Raw genomic sequence first — 18,025 nt, 5'->3', positions numbered from 1 at the left:
ATGCCTACGTTTAGCGTCATTGTGCCTATATACAACGTTGAGAAATACCTTGATCGGTGTATCCAAAGTATCCTGGGACAGAGCTATCGCGACTACGAGCTTATCCTTGTGGATGATGGTTCCCCCGATGGCTGTCCAGAGATGTGCGACGCCTATGCATCTCAAGACTCACGCGTCAAAGTTGTACATAAGACAAATGGCGGACTTTGCAGCGCTCGCAATGCGGGCCTTGCCGTAGCAAGAGGAGAATACATAGTCCCTGTTGACTCCGATGATTGGCTTGTCGATGGTGCGCTTGAAGCCATCTGGACTAAAGCGATTGTTCCTTATGCGCCAGATGCTGTGATATTCAATGCTAAAAAAGTCTTTGTAGATCATGAAGAGAAAATTCCTTGCTATGCCGAACCTGGTTTCTACAATCGGGAGCGAATGCTCAGCGAGGTTCTCCCCTATATGATTTGGGACAAACGACAGCCTTTTTGCAGGGGTATATTCAATCCAGCTGCTTGGAACAAGATTTATAAGCGTTCCATCCTATTGAGTCACTACTGCACAGATGAGCGTATTCGGATGGGCGAGGACAATGCTTATATCTTTGAGTGCCTTTATTACTCGAACTCCCTCTGCATTCTTGATGACGTGCTCTACAACTACTATCAAGAGAATGCTAAATCAATTACGAGTAGCTATGATGCAGGACGTTTTCGTAATAACCGTCTCCTTGTAGACTACCTCGTTGCGCGCCTTGGAGGTAAGGAAGCTTGGCTGGATGATGAACTCAATGCATTCAAGGCATACTGGCTCTTCATGGCAATCTTTCATGAAGCAAGGGCAGGTTCTGGCTTCCGCTCTGGCTGCAAGCATATCAAGCGAGAAATCGAGGCAAATCGCTCTGCTGATGATATCGACTGCTCGCGTTTGCCCAAAGCGGCGGCTCTCTATCTCGGACTAATAAGGTCGGGCTTTTTTTCTCTGGCCCTTGGAGCAGCAAAGCTTGCTGTAAAGATCAAAGGTTAGGTGAGCTACTTGGCCCCCGCAATTAGCATAATAGTCCCTGTCTACGAGGCGAAAAGTACCCTTGAGCGATGCGTGAATTCTCTCATTGATGAAGAATTCACAGGGCAATACGAGATCATCTTGGTGGATGATGGATCGCGAGACGGCTCAGGAGCTCTCTGCGATGCCTTAAGACAGAGGTACCCCTCTCTTATACATGTAGTTCACCAAGAAAATGTAGGGGTCAGTGCTGCCCGCAATGCAGGAATTGACATTGCGGCTGGAACTTACCTTTCCTTCGTGGATTCCGATGACTATGTAACCAGTGATTTTGTTCGCATATGCGCTTCGATGATACGAAGTGATAGCGACATTATCTTTTTCGACTATGTACGCGAACGGTCTGGTATTCGCCATATCGTGAAGCCGCCTGTCATACCGAACGATTTAGAATCCGCTAGGCTCTTAGCACTTACCTGCGAGAGCAATTCTCCTTGTACGAAACTCTACAAGAGGGCATTGTGCAAAGAGGTGAGGTTTCCTCTAGGCCAAAGCTTGGGGGAGGACTTGATATTCAATTTGCGTTTTCTTGCGGTCGCAAGTAGCGCTGCCTATATTCCCGATGCGATGTATGTCTATGTGGAGAACGATGGCAGCAGAACGGAAAGCGAAGCTTGCCTTCAGGACGTTCGAGAATACGAGCTTATGCTGCAGGGCTTGCTGGATTTCTGCTCTACATGTCGGCTGGGCGATCAAGGTAGAAACCTGGCACTCTCCTCCATGAGGCGAGTCATTGCAAACTACGCAGCCCGCCTTAGGAGGCAAGGTTTTAATAAGCTCAAGATCGCACGTGCGCTTGGCAGCATCGAGAGGATTCAGGATGTAATAGATGCGTCTACTGTTGGTTGGAAAGATGTTTTCAGAAGGGCTGTTCTATCACATAGACTCTATTCGCTTGCCAGCTTTGCATTGAAAGGCAAATGATGAAGGAAATCAGCCTCGCCAAGAGTGAAAAACTTACGCTTGCAGTCTTTTCAGCCCTGTTCGTCATAATGTACGCCAGCAGGGTTCTCGTGATTTCTCAGGTCATTGAATCATCCAATATAACGATCTTCATCCAGCTTGTTTATTTGGGATTCGTTAGTCTCTTATGGCTGATGGAGCTCAAATACGGGCATTATCAGCCTACGGCTTTCAGCCTGTTTGTCGTACTCATGGTCTTACATCTATTCTTATTTTGTTTTGTATTAGTAAATCCAGCCATGCCTTCCAATTTGAGCCTGGCCCAAACAAATGGACTATTTCTTCTAATTATTATATTTACTGCTTGGTTTGTGAGAAGCCGCAGCATTCCTCTGCACCTTGCTTCGATGTGTTTCTATGTTTTAGGTGCTGTTCTTCTTTTGCAGATGTTGCTCCATCCAGCAGATATAAATCTCAGCGGCGTTGGTGCTGTCTTCGATGCTGAAGGAAGGACTAGAAGCGTTTTTGGCTTTGGACATGCGAATACGCTTGGCGGCATGTGTGTTGCTCTTTTTATGATGTACCTCTATCGGTTGACTACCGCCGAAATACACAGAGGGGTTTTCGTAAGATGCTTAGACTACGTGCTTCTAACAGTTGCCGTGATTATGCTCTTGTGCAGCGCTTCGAGGAGTTCAATCATTGGACTTGTTCTATTGCTAGGTTCTTGGATGATAGGCAGCTTTTCGCTCAACGCGAATGGGGGAAAAGCTTCGCGTCGTATTGCGGTGCTGTTTATCGCTTTAACGCTGCTCTACAACGTACTTAGTTCGATTGATTCAACTAACCTGCAAACCGCAATCAACCAGTCGAACCGTATTTGGCTCTTCGAGTATGCTGTACCCTCGCTGTTCAATAGCGGAAGAGTTCTGATAGGGCTTGGATATGTTTCCAATACCGCCTATGGAGAAGGACTTACTCCTTATCACACCCTGTGGCTTGATAATGGATATATTTATTATCTTGTTGCTACAGGAGTTATTGGCATCCTAATCATTATGGCGGCCCTCTTCGTTCTTTTCAGAAGCGCCCTCCAATATACAGATGGACGTGAGCATGTGTTTGTGCTTGCTGCTATGGTGACGTATCTGTTTATAGGCTTGTTTGAAGATATGATTTTGAACGGGAACCCTATGAATTATTTCTTGATACCAGTGCTGCTGTCTATGGTTCCGAGGCCGTTGACTGCCAGGTAACGATTAAGGCTTGCCACCAGGAGAAGATGCGCTGATGTCTGAAGTACTATTATCTATAGTAATACCTGTATATAACACGCAAATGTATCTCGACAGGTGCATAAAGAGCATTCTCTTGCAGGACGGAAGCTCTTACGAGATAGTGCTGGTGGATGACGGGTCGGCTGATGGTTCATCAGAGCTCTGCGACGCTTACGGAAAAAAGTACAAAAATGTGAAGGTTGCCCACCAGGCTAACGCTGGAGTGTCTTCTGCTCGAAATCGTGGGCTGGCGCTTGCATCTGGCGAATATATCTGGTTCTGTGACAGTGACGATCGTTTGCTTCCGCATGCGCTTGAGATCGTTCTTAAAACTATAGCTGTATCCATGCCAGATATGATCGTTTTTCCCGTGATGGAGGAAGACTCTGACGAAAGGGCGTTGGGTATTATCCCTGCTCCCACAAAAGCGGACTATGCTAAGAATGGACCTCTTGTTTCAGGCGACCTGCTGTATCTTTATGCACATGTGCTGAACAGAAATATTATTCGAGACGAGAGATTTGATAGCAGCCTCAGCCTGCTCGAGGATCGAGACTTCCTTTATCGCGTATGCTGCAACGTTAAGGGAAAAATAGCAATAATTGATAAGCCGCTGTATGCATATTTTATTTCCAGGGCGGATTCTGCAGTAAATTCGCTGGGTGTGTCTAAATATGTAGACGCTAATGAAGTACAGCTGCATATTCTCAAGGCGGAGCTTAGGCAATCGCGATGCTGTCCCGCATACGAGTTTTTTGTAACACATACGCTTGGAGTTCTAGCGCTTCTCTGCAAGCAGGGCAGATTCGGTGAATCCTTCGAACTGCTCAGGAATAGATTGCTTGCTTTCGATTACTTACACGATCATCTCCGAGGTAATTTGCGCATGCGATATTTATTATGCAAGCATTTCCCATTCCTATACAGAGTCTCGTATATCATCAAAGGAAAGCTCTCAAAGACGAGAAGACTTGGATCGACAGTTATTGGTGATGCGAACCCAATACAAGAGGGTTCAAATACATGAATGATAAGGCGGTATGAAAGTGAGAGTAGGTATCATAACTTTCCATGCCTCGTATAATTTTGGATCGGCACTACAGGCTTATGCTCTGCAAACAGCTATTGAACGTTTGGGTCATCAATCTAAGATAATTGACTATCGTTCTTGGGATTTTGAGCAGTACCGTTTGTTTCGTCCTGAGCACCCGCGCATCATGTATAAGACAATGAAGAAATTGGTGCCGTATCTAGAGCGGAAGAATAGTTTTGAATCCTTCTGGCGGGAGCATTTCACTATGACCTCAAGAAGGTATTCGTTCAAAGATGAGGCTGCCTTAAATGAGTTGCCAAGTCAATTTGACTGCTTTGTTTGCGGGAGCGACCAAATTTGGAATCTCGACGCAACACGGGGCATTGTAAAGCCCTTCTTTCTGTCATTTGCGGGAGATGGGAGGAGGGTTGCATACGCTCCCAGTCTTGCTCACACATCTTTTCGGCCTGAGTATTTTGATAAGGAGGAGCTTTCCCGGCTTCTTGCGCCGTTTTATGCGATTTCGGTTAGAGAACAGGAGACAGTTAACCTGTTCCAGCCGCTTGTGAATAAGCGTATTGAAATATGCGCAGATCCTACGCTGCTTCTTGATGCAACCTCATATGAGCCGCTGCTCCAAGGGGCTCGGCAGAAGATGGAAGAACCATACTTATTCGTATATATGTTGAGAAGCTGCCCTGAACTCGTTGAGAGCGCCGCGCGCGTGGCCGAGTTATTGGGCGTGAAGGTGTTTTACGTTTCCGAAGAAGCGCTGGATATCGCAAATTCGGAGAATCTTTTCGGGATAGGACCAGAAGAATTCCTCTGGCTCATCAAGAATGCAACTGGAGTGCTCACGAACTCTTTTCACGCAACGCTCTTCTCGGTTATATTCCATACGCCTTTTAGGACTTTTGCAAGTGACTTGAGCTCATCTCGCGTACGAGGCTTTCTTAAAGACTTAGGCATTGATCAATGCCTTTCAACGAAAACCGATATTCGCCCTCTGACTATTGTTGATTGGAGCGAGTCTGATAAGAGTGTGATTGGCATGCGGGAAAGGTCTTGGGACTTTCTAAAGGGGGCGCTTGCTTAGTGGGGGAAAGCAAGAGACTGGTTAAAAACACTGGCATTATCGCAATCGGCGGTCTGGCGACGAAGCTCGTATCCTTTCTGCTTCTGCCGTTGTATACCACCGTTCTCTCCACTGCAGAGTATGGCATGGTGGATTACCTACAAACAATTGCGCTCTTCTGCGTGCCTATCATGTCGATACTTATGGACGAGGCACTTTTCCGATTTCTAATTGATTGCGATACGGTAGAACAGAGAGCAAGAGTCGTGACATCTTCCTGTGCCGTATTGCTGGTGGGGTGTGTGATTTTCGCACTTGGAGCAGGGATAGTATGGCTTCTCGTCCATCCTGCAAATATGGGCTGGATAGTGGTGCTGGTCCTGTCTGCCAGTTTCCTGCAGATGGCCTCTGCCTTTCTTAGGGGTTTTGGCGATACGGTTGGCTATGCCCTTATGAATTTTGCGGCTAGTGCTATCACCATTGTCCTGAACGTGGTCTTTATCGCGGTGTTCAGGTGGGGAGTTACGGGCATGCTGTCGGCTACATCCATCGCGCAGTTCGGATCGGCTCTTGTGTTCTTGATATGGAAGCGCCTGTGGCGCTATGTTGATCTCTCTGCACTGGATAAGAACGAAGTGCGGGAGCTCGTTCGATACTCGGTGCCGCTCATTCCTAATAAGGTCTCATGGACCATCATGAATATGCTCGACCGTCTGATTATCATGAATACCATTGGCGCAGACGCCGCTGGCGTCTATGCGGTAGCCTACAAATTCCCTAATGTAATGGATCAGGTGTATGGCTTCTTCTATCAGTCTTGGAAAGAGAGCTCAGCTCGTATTCTGGGTTCGAACGAGGACAACAATTCTTTTTACAATGCTGTCTACAGAGCCTTGCGTCGCTTCATGATGGGCGTTGTCTTGGGCATGACTGCCTTGATGCCTTTCGTCTACGGTGTTTTGGTGAAAGGCGATTACAGGGACGGTCTGCTCTATGTGCCGATACTTCTCCTTGCAACCTTCTATAGCAATATGAGCGGATTCTACGGCGGCATATTCACCGCATATAAGGATACGGGAATCATGGGGACGACTACCATGCTATCGGCGGCAATTTGTGTGGCTCTGTGTTTCGCTTTAATCCCGCCCCTGGGGCTTTATGGAGCTTCAATTGCCACAGTTGCCTCGACTTTCGTTGTGAATGAATATCGCAGGCTTAAAGTTGCCAAATATGCCACCCTCATCGAAGACGCGCGAGAGCAGGTACTTACAGCACTCTGTTGTATGGCGGTTTTTACCCTCTACTATATAAATGTATATACAGGCAATCTCGCAGCCCTACTGGGCTGCCTGGCCATAGCTTGCTCTTTTTTCACCGTTGCAAATCGCGCTGTTGTCGTTAAATTCATGGCGGTAGTCAGGGAGAAAATGGATTGGCATAAAAATGGTCGATAGCGAGAAGGGTGGAAGTGTCCCCACGCTGTTCTCGGGGAAGAATGATTGCTGTGGCTGTCAGTCTTGCGCAGCTATCTGCCCTATGGATGCCATAGAGATGGTTTCAGACGAGAACGGCTTCATGTTTCCAGTGATTCATCAGGAGAGCTGTGTCGGTTGCAGGGCCTGTACGAGGGCATGCGGTCTCCATCAGCATGTTGGTCAGCAGACTGAAGGACCTTGGTATGCCGCTTCCGGCAATGGCGATGTATCTCAGTCGGCTTCTGCAGGAGTCTTCGTCTCTTTGGCACGCGAGATAATTGCTCAAGGAGGAACTGTTTTTGGGGCTGCATATCATCTGACGGATGATGGCCTACATGTTAGCCATATCGAGGCGACTGATGAGAATCGCCTTGCAGCCCTCCAAAATTCTAAATACGTGCAGAGCGCGGCTGGGCCCTGCTTCCCAAGGGTGAAACAGGAGCTTATTGAAGGAAAGACTGTTCTGTTCTGTGGGACGCCCTGCCAAGTTGCTGGGCTTAGGGCTTTTCTGGGGAAGGGAGGGCTATGGCCCAATCTCTACACGGCTGATCTTGTGTGCCATGGAGTGCCTAGCGAGCAGATGTTCCGCGACTGGGTGGAGAGCGAAGAGTATCAGCTGAGACAAAAAATAGTGGATGTTCGCTTCCGATGCAAAAATAACGGTTGGGGACATTCCCTGCTGCTTCTGCAGCTACAGGGTGGCTCAGAAGAACTGATTCCAGCTGACCGTTCCGCATACTACGCTATGTTCTTAGGCTTGGAGACATTGCGGGATAGCTGCTATGTTTGTCCCTATGCGAGCGGATTTCGCGCTGGAGATCTCACGCTCGGTGACTTCTGGGGTATTCAGAAGACTCGGCCTGAAGTGATGAATGATGAGGTTCACTTCAATATGAAGCGTGGAATCTCTTGTCTGCTCGTGAATAACGCTCACGGGCGCGAGGCCTTGGAAAAATTCGGCGCTAGGCTTAATCTGAGGGAAGTCAGTTTCAATGACATCGCATCAGGTAATGATCAGCTACGCCATCCAAGTACATTGCCATCGGATAGAAAAAGCTGCCTAAAAGCTTATCGTGATGGCGGTTGGAGCAAAGTCGAAAAGTGGTGGCGATGGCACCATGGTATACCAGATAATGCAAAAGAAAAAACTAAGAAATTGATATATCGAGTTCTTCTTGTTCCTGTGGTCAAGCACAGTAAGAATTCATTGAAAAGGAACGGTACACACTAAGGCTGCGGGTCAATGCACCCATGGATTTAATAGGGCAAATTTCGTAGCGCTGTCAAGGTACGCTGATTAATCAGCGTGTGTATACATGGAGCTTCAAGTTACACAAGATACAAGCGTAGTATCCTAAGCAACTCATTTTTCAGGCACTTCTGCATAGCTGTTTTTCGTATTAAACCATTCACACACTATTTGCCAAATTCGATTTAGCAAAACTTCCATTAAGCTTATAGTTATAACAATTGCGGAAGGGGGCCATAATGCCATCTCTGTGCCGGTAAGGTAGCAGATATCATTTCTGCGGGAACCAAATTTCTGTGCCGCAGTTAGAGCGTTGAGGGCAGGCAAATAAATGCTGCCAAAGTGATTTTCTCGATTAAGGAGCCATCAGGTTATGAAGCACAGATGCTTCGCGCGGTGTGGTATGGCCGTATTGCTTGCGGCATGTCTCACTGCAGCCCCGGGATTGTGTCCGACACCCGTACTGGCTGAGGACGCCAATACTGCTAGCGCCTCGCAAACGCAGGATATTTCAAAAGGTTCAGCTATTGACGGAACAGATTACTCGGTTACTTCGGCAAAGACATATGCCATTGCGCCAGATATAACCGAGCGGACGATTGTTACCAACAATGCTGCAGGTACCTCGCAGACTGTTGCCAATGTGATGGAGATCAACACCGCGAATGGCAATGCGAAGCTTGCCGCAAGCTACGGCAATGTCGATCCGGCTAAAGATGGCTGGAAGATGTCGACCCTTACGGATCAGACGCATCTGTACGAGAAGACTTACAACGAGAATGTTGTAGGCGGCATCAATGCATCGCTCTTCAACATCACGACGGGTGAGCCCATGGGCTATCTCCGCATGAGGGGTACGACATACAAGGATGATGCAAAGATTCCGTTCGTTGCCGTATTCAGCGATGGCTCTGTTGGAATTTATCCAGCAGGAACGACACTCGACCAGGCAGCCGCTGAGCAGAGCAAGAAAGTCGGCTCTACGGTCACCGTCACGGATGCGGCGGGTGGCTGGTGCATCCTTGTGGATGGCAAGACTGTTGCAACGCAGGGTTCCAATGGTGGATATTATTCTCGCAGCGCTATTGGTCTGAAGGCAGATGGCACGGTCGTCATGCTTCAGGCTGACGGCACCATGCCTCCGCGTTCCCTTGGGTACACTCTTGAGGAAATGGGCCGCATGATGCAGAGCCTGGGGTGCACCTATGCCCTGGAGCTCGATGAAGGCGGATCATCCGAGTTCGTGTCCCAGCGCGAAGGCGAGTCTGACATTGCAATGCGCAATACGCCTGCAGGCGGTGGCGAGCGAGTAATCTCTACCTCCCTTCTCGCGGTTTCAACGGCAGCGCCGTCTGGCGAATTTGACCATGCGGTCATTACCCCCAACGACAATATTTTCACACCCAATACGACAGTTGCTCTCACTGCAACAGGCATGGACTACTCTGGTGCAGCAGCCAAGAGCATACCCTCAGGTGTGTCATGGTCTCTGACGGATGACAGCAAGAGTCTTGGCGAACTAAAGGCCGGGGATGTTTCTGGAGACACCGCTTCTGCAACGTTCGTCTCTAACGGAACCTGTGGAACGGCGACCGTACAGCTTATGTATCAGGGCAAGGTTGTCGGGAAGACGAGCATCCGTATCCAGAATCCAGATACTCTCTCGTTCACTTCGGACGAAGTCAACCTTAACTATGGGGAGAAGAGCGACCTGGGTCTTACCGCCCTCTATCAGCAAGAGCCGGTCATCCTCAAAGATGGAGACATCACTTGGGCCATCGATGACATGAAGGCGGGCTCTTTTGAGGGCAACACCTTTGTGACCACGAGTGATGTTACAGTGTCGACGAGCCCCAAAGTCACCGCCAAGTATGGAAGCCTCACGGCTACCACGACCGTGAATGTCGGCAAGCAGCCTACCATCGTTCTCGACGGTGGCGACGATGACGGCCATGATTACAGCACGATTGGCACAACGGTACACAGCTTTGATGGAATGAGTGCCAGTGCAGTGGCTACCTATAGCTATCCTGACCGTGGCGGTATAGTTACCGGCTCGGTCGTGTCGGATACCGATTCGGACTTTGCAGACATCATTCGCTTCGGGCATAAGGCAGTGAAGCTCGACTTCGATTGGACCGGGATTACAGGTACAGATGGCGCTTGCCTTGGCCTGGGAAGCGATATCGATGTTCCTGGTACTCCGACGGCACTCGGCGCTTGGGTGTATATACCTGAAGGTGCCCCGGTTCCTTGGCTTCGTGCACAGATTGCAACGTCCAAAGACGGCAAGACTTATACGAATGCCTATATCAACTTTACCGATGCCAACTCCAATGGCAAGGATGCCCAGGCGGGCTGGAATTATTTCGAAGCTGACATGACACAGTATGCTGGCCAGAAGATTCGCGTCAACAGTGGCATGCTGTTCCGCGCTATGGTCACCCAGAGCGGCATCGGCTGGTATACGACTGATGGCACCAAGCTCTCCAAAGATCAGCTTAAGGGCTACATCTTGGTTGACAACATCTCCTTTGTCTATGGTGCCAATAATCAGGACGTGACGGCACCTACGGTGAAGTCTCTCCAGATTATCAATGATGACGGTACGAAGTCTGATTTGGCGGATGGGGCCGAGCTCAAGACGAATGCCCCTGCGTTCTATGCCACTTACGACGACAATGAGGATACGGACAAATTCGCAACTGGCGTTGAGTCTGCATACTTCTATCTTGATGGCACCTACTATGGAGCTGGCGACAAGGACAATCTGGGTTCGACGCTGAAGGGCGTCCAGATTCCCAATGGCGAGCACTCTCTTACGTTCTATCTCAAGGATGGATTTGGCAATATCACTCGAGAAACCCGTCATTTCACTGTCAATGGTTCCAATGCCGTCACGATAGACGGCAAGGAGACACAGCTCACTGGCGTTAGCTTTGCCGCCGACGGCGAGCCGATTGTCGGCAAAGACTGGAAGCTGCATCTCACGACCAATAATATTTCCGACATTGTGAAGATGACAGCTACCGTGCAGCTGAGCCGTGGCTACAAGCCGACGGTCCAATTCTCCAGCGGAGTTACCGGAACTTATGAATACGCCGACGATACGGGTAAGCTCACTGTCAGCGTCACAAAGGTGGAGAATTCATCGGGCAGCGAGATTGCTACGATCACCGTTCCTGTCTCCGAGACCTCTGCTGAGGGCTCGGAGATCAGCGTCCAGGTAGTTTCGGGTACCTACAAGGTCAACTCCGTGACGTCTGATAGCAATTCCTACTGGATGGGCTTCAGCACGCCGTCTGAGACCCACAAGATTACTGCTGCCTACACGCTTTCTACTGAAGCCATGGTTGTCGGCCTTCCGACTACGATCACGGTGCAGAATTCCGATGGCAATGCTGCTGCCGATGTCGATGTGTATGCCGACGATTCAACTGACCTGGGCAAGACGGACTCCGATGGCCGCTTGACTACTTCGGTGCTTACAAAGGCCGAAGGCACGCATACGCTGTATGCGAAGGATTCTAAGGGCAACAGGTCTTACGCGTATTCCTGCACTGCATACAAGTCGACGGAAGACGACACCGGTAAGGAAGGCTTGCCTCAGTACGTTCACTTCAATGTATCCAAGGATTCGACCACGCAGAAGAACATTGCATGGTATAGCAGCCCGTCCGCTTCTGCCGCTACGGCGCAGGTGAAGGTCGCTGCATCTAAGGACATGTCTGACGCAACGGTTGTGGATGGAACTTCGCAGCTTGGCTCCTATACGCAGAGCGGTGTTGTGAGCCGTATCAACTATGCGAATCTTACGGGCTTGGAAGCAGGAAAGACCTATTACTTCCAGGTCGGCGATGGCCAGAAATGGTCTGATGTCAGCTCATTCACCACTGCAGTGCACAAGAACAGCGAAAAGATCTTCCTGACTGCCGATATCCAGGAAGACGACGCGCTTACCGGCTTCGGTCGCATCGCGTCTCACATCAAAGACGGCGGATATGATCTTGGAATCCAGCTGGGCGACGCTGTTGATAACGTTCGCTACTACAACCAGTGGACCGATGCACTCAAGCTATTTACGCTTGATGGCATTGCCGACAAGGACATGCTGCATGTCGTAGGAAACCATGAGGCGGATGACGACGGCAATGGCGCAGCTCTTGCAAAGGAGACCTTCAACCTTGCCGGCAATTGGTACTCTGTCGAATATGGCGATGTCTATATCGCCGTGCTCAACTATACGAGCAGCCAGGACCAGCTTGAACAGTTCAAGGATTGGCTGGTGCAGGACGCATCTGCATCCAACTGCAACTGGAAGATCCTGGTTACGCATATTCCGGTCTATTACACCAACCCGACTGGCGGCGGCGAGGAGTATCTTGCCGAGCTGCCTGATGCTGTCGAAAAGGCAGGCATCGACTTCTACTTTGCTGGCAACGACCACAGCTATGCGCGTACGGAGCCTCTGACACAGGGCAAGGTGGATAAGGAAAATGGCGTTGTCTACTACATCTGCGGTTCTACGGGCGGTAAGTCCTACAGCGTCGTGAACAATCCTGATTTCCACTTCGATATCGCGACGCTTGACTTCAACAGTATCTATGTCTCCTTCGAGACCAGTGGAGACAAGGCTACGGTTACGGCATACAACGTCGATACCAACGGCAACCAGAGTGTTCTGGATACCTATACCAAGTCAAAGACTTGTGCCAACGATGAGCACAACTATGTCTATGACAAGGACTCTAAGAAGCTGGTATGCACCAAGTGCGGCTACGAAATGGATCCTGTCGATGAAAAGTACAACGGCTTTGTCCAAGAGAAGCAGTCTGGCAAGACGATGTGCTTTGTGTCGGGCGAGTTGGTAAAGGGTTCTGTACGGTTCGGCAACAAGTTCTATTTCGCCGACGACGATGGCTATGCCTATGACGGTGACTATACGATTGACGGCACTGTCTGTACGTTCAAGGGCGGTTATTTCGAGTCCAGTCCTGATGGCGATGTCCTGGCAGCAGGACGTGCGGGGGATAAGGTTGATTTCATTCTTCGCAATGACGGCGTGATGAAACTTGTCGGCACGGGCGATATGTATGCCTACTATCGTGAACCGGTAGTACCGTGGTCTACTTTTGAAAGCTCCATCAAGGAGCTCGACGTCGCGGCCGGCGTGACGAGCCTGTCCGACTGGGCGGTCTACCACTGCTCCAACCTCCAGAAGGTCGCCTTCGCCGAGGGCAGCAAGCTCACCTCCGTGGGCATGAACGCCTTCGACGGCTGCACCAGCCTCGCCTCGGTGGAGCTCCCCTCCGGCGTCACCAGCATCAGCTGGAATGCCTTCGCGCACTGCGGCTCGCTCACGGACCTCTATCTCCCAGACGGCGTCGCCTGGATCGGCGGCGGCTCCGGCTACGACTTCACCAAGGAGTCGACAGTGACCCTCTCCGTCGCCCGCGGCACGTATGCCGAGCAGTGGGCGAAGGACCACAACGTCAGGTACACCTCGCGAGAGCCGGAGGACATCGCATCCGGCACCTGCGGCGACGGCCTGACGTGGAAGCTCTCAGCCGACGGCGTCCTCTCGATTGACGGAGACGGCGCGATGGCGAACTATGCCGGCGCGGGCGACGTGCCCTGGTGGCAGTACCATGGCTCCATCAAGGAGCTCGACGTCGCGGCCGGCGTGACGAGCCTGTCCGACTGGGCGGTCTACCACTGCTCCAACCTCCAGAAGGTCGCCTTCGCCGAGGGCAGCAAGCTCACCTCCGTGGGCATGAACGCCTTCGACGGCTGCACCAGCCTCGCCTCGGTGGAGCTCCCCTCCGGCGTCACCAGCATCAGCTGGAATGCCTTCGCGCACTGCGGCTCGCTCACGGACCTCTATCTCCCAGACGGCGTCGCCTGGATCGGCGGCGGCTCCGGCTACGACTTCACCAAGGAGTCGACAGTGACCCTCTCCGTCGCCCGCGGCACGTATGCCGAGCAGTGGGCGAAGGACCACAACGTCAGGTACACCTCGCGAGAGCCGGAGGACATCGCATCCGGCACCTGCGGCGACGGCCTGACGTGGAAGCTCTCAGCCGACGGCGTCCTCTCGATTGACGGAGACGGCGCGATGGCGAACTATGCCGGCGCGGGCGACGTGCCCTGGTGGCAGTACCATGGCTCCATCAAGGAGCTCGACGTCGCGGCCGGCGTGACGAGCCTGTCCGACTGGGCGGTCTACCACTGCTCCAACCTCCAGAAGGTCGCCTTCGCCGAGGGCAGCAAGCTCACCTCCGTGGGCATGAACGCCTTCGACGGCTGCACCAGCCTCGCCTCGGTGGAGCTCCCCTCCGGCGTCACCAGCATCAGCTGGAATGCCTTCGCGCACTGCGGCTCGCTCACGGACCTCTATCTCCCAGACGGCGTCGCCTGGATCGGCGGCGGCTCCGGCTACGACTTCACCAAGGAGTCGACAGTGACCCTCTCCGTCGCCCGCGGCACGTATGCCGAGCAGTGGGCGAAGGACCACAACGTCAGGTACACCTCGCGAGAGCCGGAGGACATCGCATCCGGCACCTGCGGCGACGGCCTGACGTGGAAGCTCTCAGCCGACGGCGTCCTCTCGATTGACGGAGACGGCGCGATGGCGAACTATGCCGGCGCGGGCGACGTGCCCTGGTGGCAGTACCATGGCTCCATCAAGGAGCTCGACGTCGCGGCCGGCGTGACGAGCCTGTCCGACTGGGCGGTCTACCACTGCTCCAACCTCCAGAAGGTCGCCTTCGCCGAGGGCAGCAAGCTCACCTCCGTGGGCATGAACGCCTTCGACGGCTGCACCAGCCTCGCCTCGGTGGAGCTCCCCTCCGGCGTCACCAGCATCAGCTGGAATGCCTTCGCGCACTGCGGCTCGCTCACGGACCTCTATCTCCCAGACGGCGTCGCCTGGATCGGCGGCGGCTCCGGCTACGACTTCACCAAGGAGTCGACAGTGACCCTCTCCGTCGCCCGCGGCACGTATGCCGAGCAGTGGGCGAAGGACCACAACGTCAGGTACACCTCGCGAGAGCCGGAGGACATCGCATCCGGCACCTGCGGCGACGGCCTGACGTGGAAGCTCTCAGCCGACGGCGTCCTCTCGATTGACGGAGACGGCGCGATGGCGAACTATGCCGGCGCGGGCGACGTGCCCTGGTGGCAGTACCATGGCTCCATCAAGGAGCTCGACGTCGCGGCCGGCGTGACGAGCCTGTCCGACTGGGCGGTCTACCACTGCTCCAACCTCCAGAAGGTCGCCTTCGCCGAGGGCAGCAAGCTCACCTCCGTGGGCATGAACGCCTTCGACGGCTGCACCAGCCTCGCCTCGGTGGAGCTCCCCTCCGGCGTCACCAGCATCAGCTGGAATGCCTTCGCGCACTGCGGCTCGCTCACGGACCTCTATCTCCCAGACGGCGTCGCCTGGATCGGCGGCGGCTCCGGCTACGACTTCACCAAGGAGTCGACAGTGACCCTCTCCGTCGCCCGCGGCACGTATGCCGAGCAGTGGGCGAAGGACCACAACGTCAGGTACACCTCGCGAGAGCCGGAAGAAACAAATACTGTGTCATCAGGCACGTCAAGTGCCACAAGCGTGGATGATCAGAACAAGGTATCCGAGAAGCTAGCGGCAAAGTCTAGTCGTACGGATGTAACCACGGAAGGATACAGCCCGTCGGATTCAAATGCTACCGACAAAGAAGGAAAGGCATCTGGAGAGAAGGCTGGTGTTGAGAATAAGCAAGGAAGCGAACAGGAAGTAGCTCCCAAGCAAGGCAGATGTGGGGAAGCTGTTACTTGGTCTGTCGATGAGAGTGGGTCTTTAATCATTGATGGACACGGTAAGATGGACGACTATTCTGACGATAGACCTGCACCTTGGTCTGAACTGTCTAAGAGCATCGTTTCCATCCACATTGGCCCGAAGGTGGAAACGGTTGGCGCGTATGCCTTTGCTGGCCTTGATAAAGCGAAGGCCGTCACGTTTGATGACGGAAGCGAGCTTACGGAAATTCACGACTTTGCATTCAGCGGATGTAAGACTCTAAGAGAAATCGAACTTCCAAATAAGGTCGCAAAGATTGGACAAGGTGCTTTCGAAAGATGTGAGAATCTTGAGATTGCTGGGCTTCCTGAATCTGTTACTTCTATCGGAGAAGTACTTGTCGAGCAGGAGTCCAAGCAGCCTACTGCTGGGCAGGCACCTGTGGATGCTTTTGCGGGTAGCCCATTGGTGAAGGTTGAAGCTGAAAAAGGTAGCTATGCCTCACAGTATGCTGATGAACATAAACTCTTGTAGCGTATTTCTCGACGCATAGTTGCTCGTTTCATGGCGACTCCTTCTGGAGTCGCCATTCGTATGCGCAGACGCTCGTGCAGTGCTGCGACATCTTTTGTTCGGCTTCGGTACCGTCAAGATTCTTGCGCACTTTGCTAGTGTCGAGAAAGTTGGTGTAGCGGTCCCGGGCGGAAAGACGGCAAGAGGCCTCGGAATGATCGCGTCGGGAATGTTGGTGTAAGCCCGGGACTGGCCCCTAGGTAGGAAGAACGGCCATTGCCTACAATCTGAATCACCACAAGACAGGTTCTGGTGAAGGGTAATGACCGCGATGAACGGCATAGCAGACGTGAGGGCGCTGGAGGCGGCGCTTGCCATCCCGCGCTTCGAGGACGGGTTCGTGAACATGCGGGGCTGCCCAGGTAGCTCGCCGAGTCGGTCGTGAACGAGACGATGCCGGCCGAGGCGGACCGGCTCTGCGAGGCGACCGGGGCACGGACAGCTTCTTCCCCGACGACGCGACAGGGCGCTGCCAGGTGTTAAAGTCAACCCCAGATTAGCCGATGGGGACTGCGGTGGTGATCCTGGACCAAGAAAAGGTTGCACGGAGGACCGCATGTACAGCACAGAGCAGCGCAAGCTGGCAATCGAGACCTACATCAAGTTCGACCTGAGCGCGGCAGACACCGTTGCCGAGCCCGGCTGCCCGACGAGGCATTCGCTCAGAGCCTGGTACAAGGGCTATCTGGAGCATGGGGAGGTCAGGCCCCCGAAGCGGCAGCGGGAGCCCAAGCTCGCCCTGGAGATGAGGCAGGCTGCCGTGGACTGCTGCCCCGCGCACGGAAAGAGCCCCGCCAGGACCATGCGCAGGATAGGCTATCCCGCCAGCAGGGAGTGCCTCTGCTATTGGGCCGGCGGGCTCGCCCCCGGGCAGAGAAAATGCAGGGGGCCGAACCCGAAAGCGGACCCAGCCACAGGCTCGAGGAGAGCCTCATGCTGGGCAAGTCGGGGAGGTAGGGTCGGCAGCGCGCCCGTGACGAAACCCGAAAAAGTTTCGTGCGCGAACACGAAAGAAATCCATGCTCAAAACCGAAAGGCAGGCTTGACTAAACACAGGAGCTCGAGGAAGCCATCCTTCGGCCCCTGGACGTGCTCCCTCTTCCAGCCGGACACGTACCTGCGTATCGAGGGGTAGGATCCGGAATACCCCTTCTCGGCGACCGCCCTGTCGTAGATCCTCTTGGCCGTATGGCGCTGCTTCCTTGGCACGGCGAGGTCGGCCTCGAGTATCGAGTCGATCCACCCCGCTATCCCGTCGGTCGCTGGATGCGGCCTCTCCTGCCCGGCCGGCGGCTCCGGCGACATGTCCTCCATGTCCGCGTACTTCCGGACGGTGTTCCTGCTGAGATGGAGCTCGCGCGCTATGTCGGCCCTCGTCGCCCCATCCCTGTCCATCCTCCTGATATCCTCTTGCACATCCAGGGACACGGTCATGCTCCCTTCCTCCTTCCGGGCGGCTCTTGCCAAAGTCCCCGCCCGGAAGGAAAACATAGTTCTGGCCGTGCCCCTGACGCCTGGGGCACGGCCATTCCTCGACCAATCTGCTCAATTCCTGATGACCACGGCGCTCGCAGCCCGATGACCATCTGCGTCACTTTCCA

General features: G+C 53.0%; 9 protein-coding genes. 8 read left to right on the top strand and 1 reads right to left on the bottom strand.

Annotated features, from left to right (window positions below; all coding sequences use genetic code 11):
- From ABVS03_RS05565 to ABVS03_RS05530, 8 genes are all read left to right on the top strand, one after another.
- Nucleotides 1-1,017, top strand: coding sequence for a glycosyltransferase family 2 protein (locus ABVS03_RS05565; protein WP_368018364.1), 1,017 nt, complete (start codon nucleotides 1-3; stop codon nucleotides 1,015-1,017).
- Nucleotides 1,018-1,980 carry a glycosyltransferase family 2 protein gene (locus ABVS03_RS05560; protein ID WP_368018363.1) on the top strand — a complete coding sequence of 321 codons (963 nt, stop codon included), beginning with the start codon at nucleotides 1,018-1,020 and terminating at the stop codon, nucleotides 1,978-1,980.
- Nucleotides 1,980-3,215: an O-antigen ligase family protein gene (locus tag ABVS03_RS05555; RefSeq protein WP_368018362.1), complete on the top strand. Its 1,236-nt coding sequence runs from the start codon at nucleotides 1,980-1,982 to the stop codon at nucleotides 3,213-3,215. Before ABVS03_RS05560 ends, ABVS03_RS05555 begins: the two co-directional genes overlap by 1 nt.
- A gap of 34 nt (nucleotides 3,216-3,249) precedes the next feature.
- Nucleotides 3,250-4,263: a glycosyltransferase family 2 protein gene (locus ABVS03_RS05550; protein ID WP_368018361.1), complete on the top strand. Its 1,014-nt coding sequence runs from the start codon at nucleotides 3,250-3,252 to the stop codon at nucleotides 4,261-4,263.
- Between the two features lie 13 nt (nucleotides 4,264-4,276).
- On the top strand, nucleotides 4,277-5,365 hold the full coding sequence (locus ABVS03_RS05545) for a polysaccharide pyruvyl transferase family protein (protein WP_368018360.1): 1,089 nt from the start codon (nucleotides 4,277-4,279) through the stop codon (nucleotides 5,363-5,365).
- Nucleotides 5,365-6,798, top strand: a complete 1,434-nt coding sequence (locus tag ABVS03_RS05540; RefSeq protein ID WP_368018359.1) for a lipopolysaccharide biosynthesis protein — start codon at nucleotides 5,365-5,367, stop codon at nucleotides 6,796-6,798. Before ABVS03_RS05545 ends, ABVS03_RS05540 begins: the two co-directional genes overlap by 1 nt.
- Nucleotides 6,788-8,050, top strand: coding sequence for a Coenzyme F420 hydrogenase/dehydrogenase, beta subunit C-terminal domain (locus tag ABVS03_RS05535; RefSeq protein WP_368018357.1), 1,263 nt, complete (start codon nucleotides 6,788-6,790; stop codon nucleotides 8,048-8,050). Before ABVS03_RS05540 ends, ABVS03_RS05535 begins: the two co-directional genes overlap by 11 nt.
- Before the next feature lie 664 nt (nucleotides 8,051-8,714).
- Nucleotides 8,715-16,385, top strand: a complete 7,671-nt coding sequence (locus ABVS03_RS05530) for a leucine-rich repeat protein (RefSeq protein WP_368018408.1) — start codon at nucleotides 8,715-8,717, stop codon at nucleotides 16,383-16,385.
- Between the two features lie 1,062 nt (nucleotides 16,386-17,447).
- Here ABVS03_RS05530 and ABVS03_RS05525 read toward each other — a convergent pair.
- Nucleotides 17,448-17,858: a hypothetical protein gene (locus ABVS03_RS05525; RefSeq protein WP_368018356.1), complete on the bottom strand. Its 411-nt coding sequence runs from the start codon at nucleotides 17,856-17,858 to the stop codon at nucleotides 17,448-17,450.
- Nucleotides 17,859-18,025: the final 167 nt, after the last annotated feature.

The organism is Olsenella sp. AGMB03486 (assembly GCF_040884255.1).
In the GTDB taxonomy this organism is placed as follows: domain Bacteria; phylum Actinomycetota; class Coriobacteriia; order Coriobacteriales; family Atopobiaceae; genus Olsenella_L; species Olsenella_L kribbiana.
The sequence above is the reverse complement of the archived record's forward strand: the minus strand, read 5'-3'. Positions and strand labels throughout refer to the sequence as shown.

Bases quoted from the DNA above. Each gene is read 5' to 3' on its own strand.
- ABVS03_RS05565 (WP_368018364.1), top strand. From the start codon at position 1: ATGCCTACGTTTAGCGTCATTGTGCCTATATACAACGTTGAGAAATAC.
- ABVS03_RS05555 (WP_368018362.1), top strand. From the start codon at position 1,980: ATGAAGGAAATCAGCCTCGCCAAGAGTGAAAAACTTACGCTTGCAGTC.
- ABVS03_RS05550 (WP_368018361.1), top strand. From the start codon at position 3,250: ATGTCTGAAGTACTATTATCTATAGTAATACCTGTATATAACACGCAA.
- ABVS03_RS05545 (WP_368018360.1), top strand. From the start codon at position 4,277: ATGAAAGTGAGAGTAGGTATCATAACTTTCCATGCCTCGTATAATTTT.
- ABVS03_RS05535 (WP_368018357.1), top strand. From the start codon at position 6,788: ATGGTCGATAGCGAGAAGGGTGGAAGTGTCCCCACGCTGTTCTCGGGG.
- ABVS03_RS05530 (WP_368018408.1), top strand. From the start codon at position 8,715: ATGGAGATCAACACCGCGAATGGCAATGCGAAGCTTGCCGCAAGCTAC.
- ABVS03_RS05525 (WP_368018356.1), bottom strand. From the start codon at position 17,858: ATGACCGTGTCCCTGGATGTGCAAGAGGATATCAGGAGGATGGACAGG.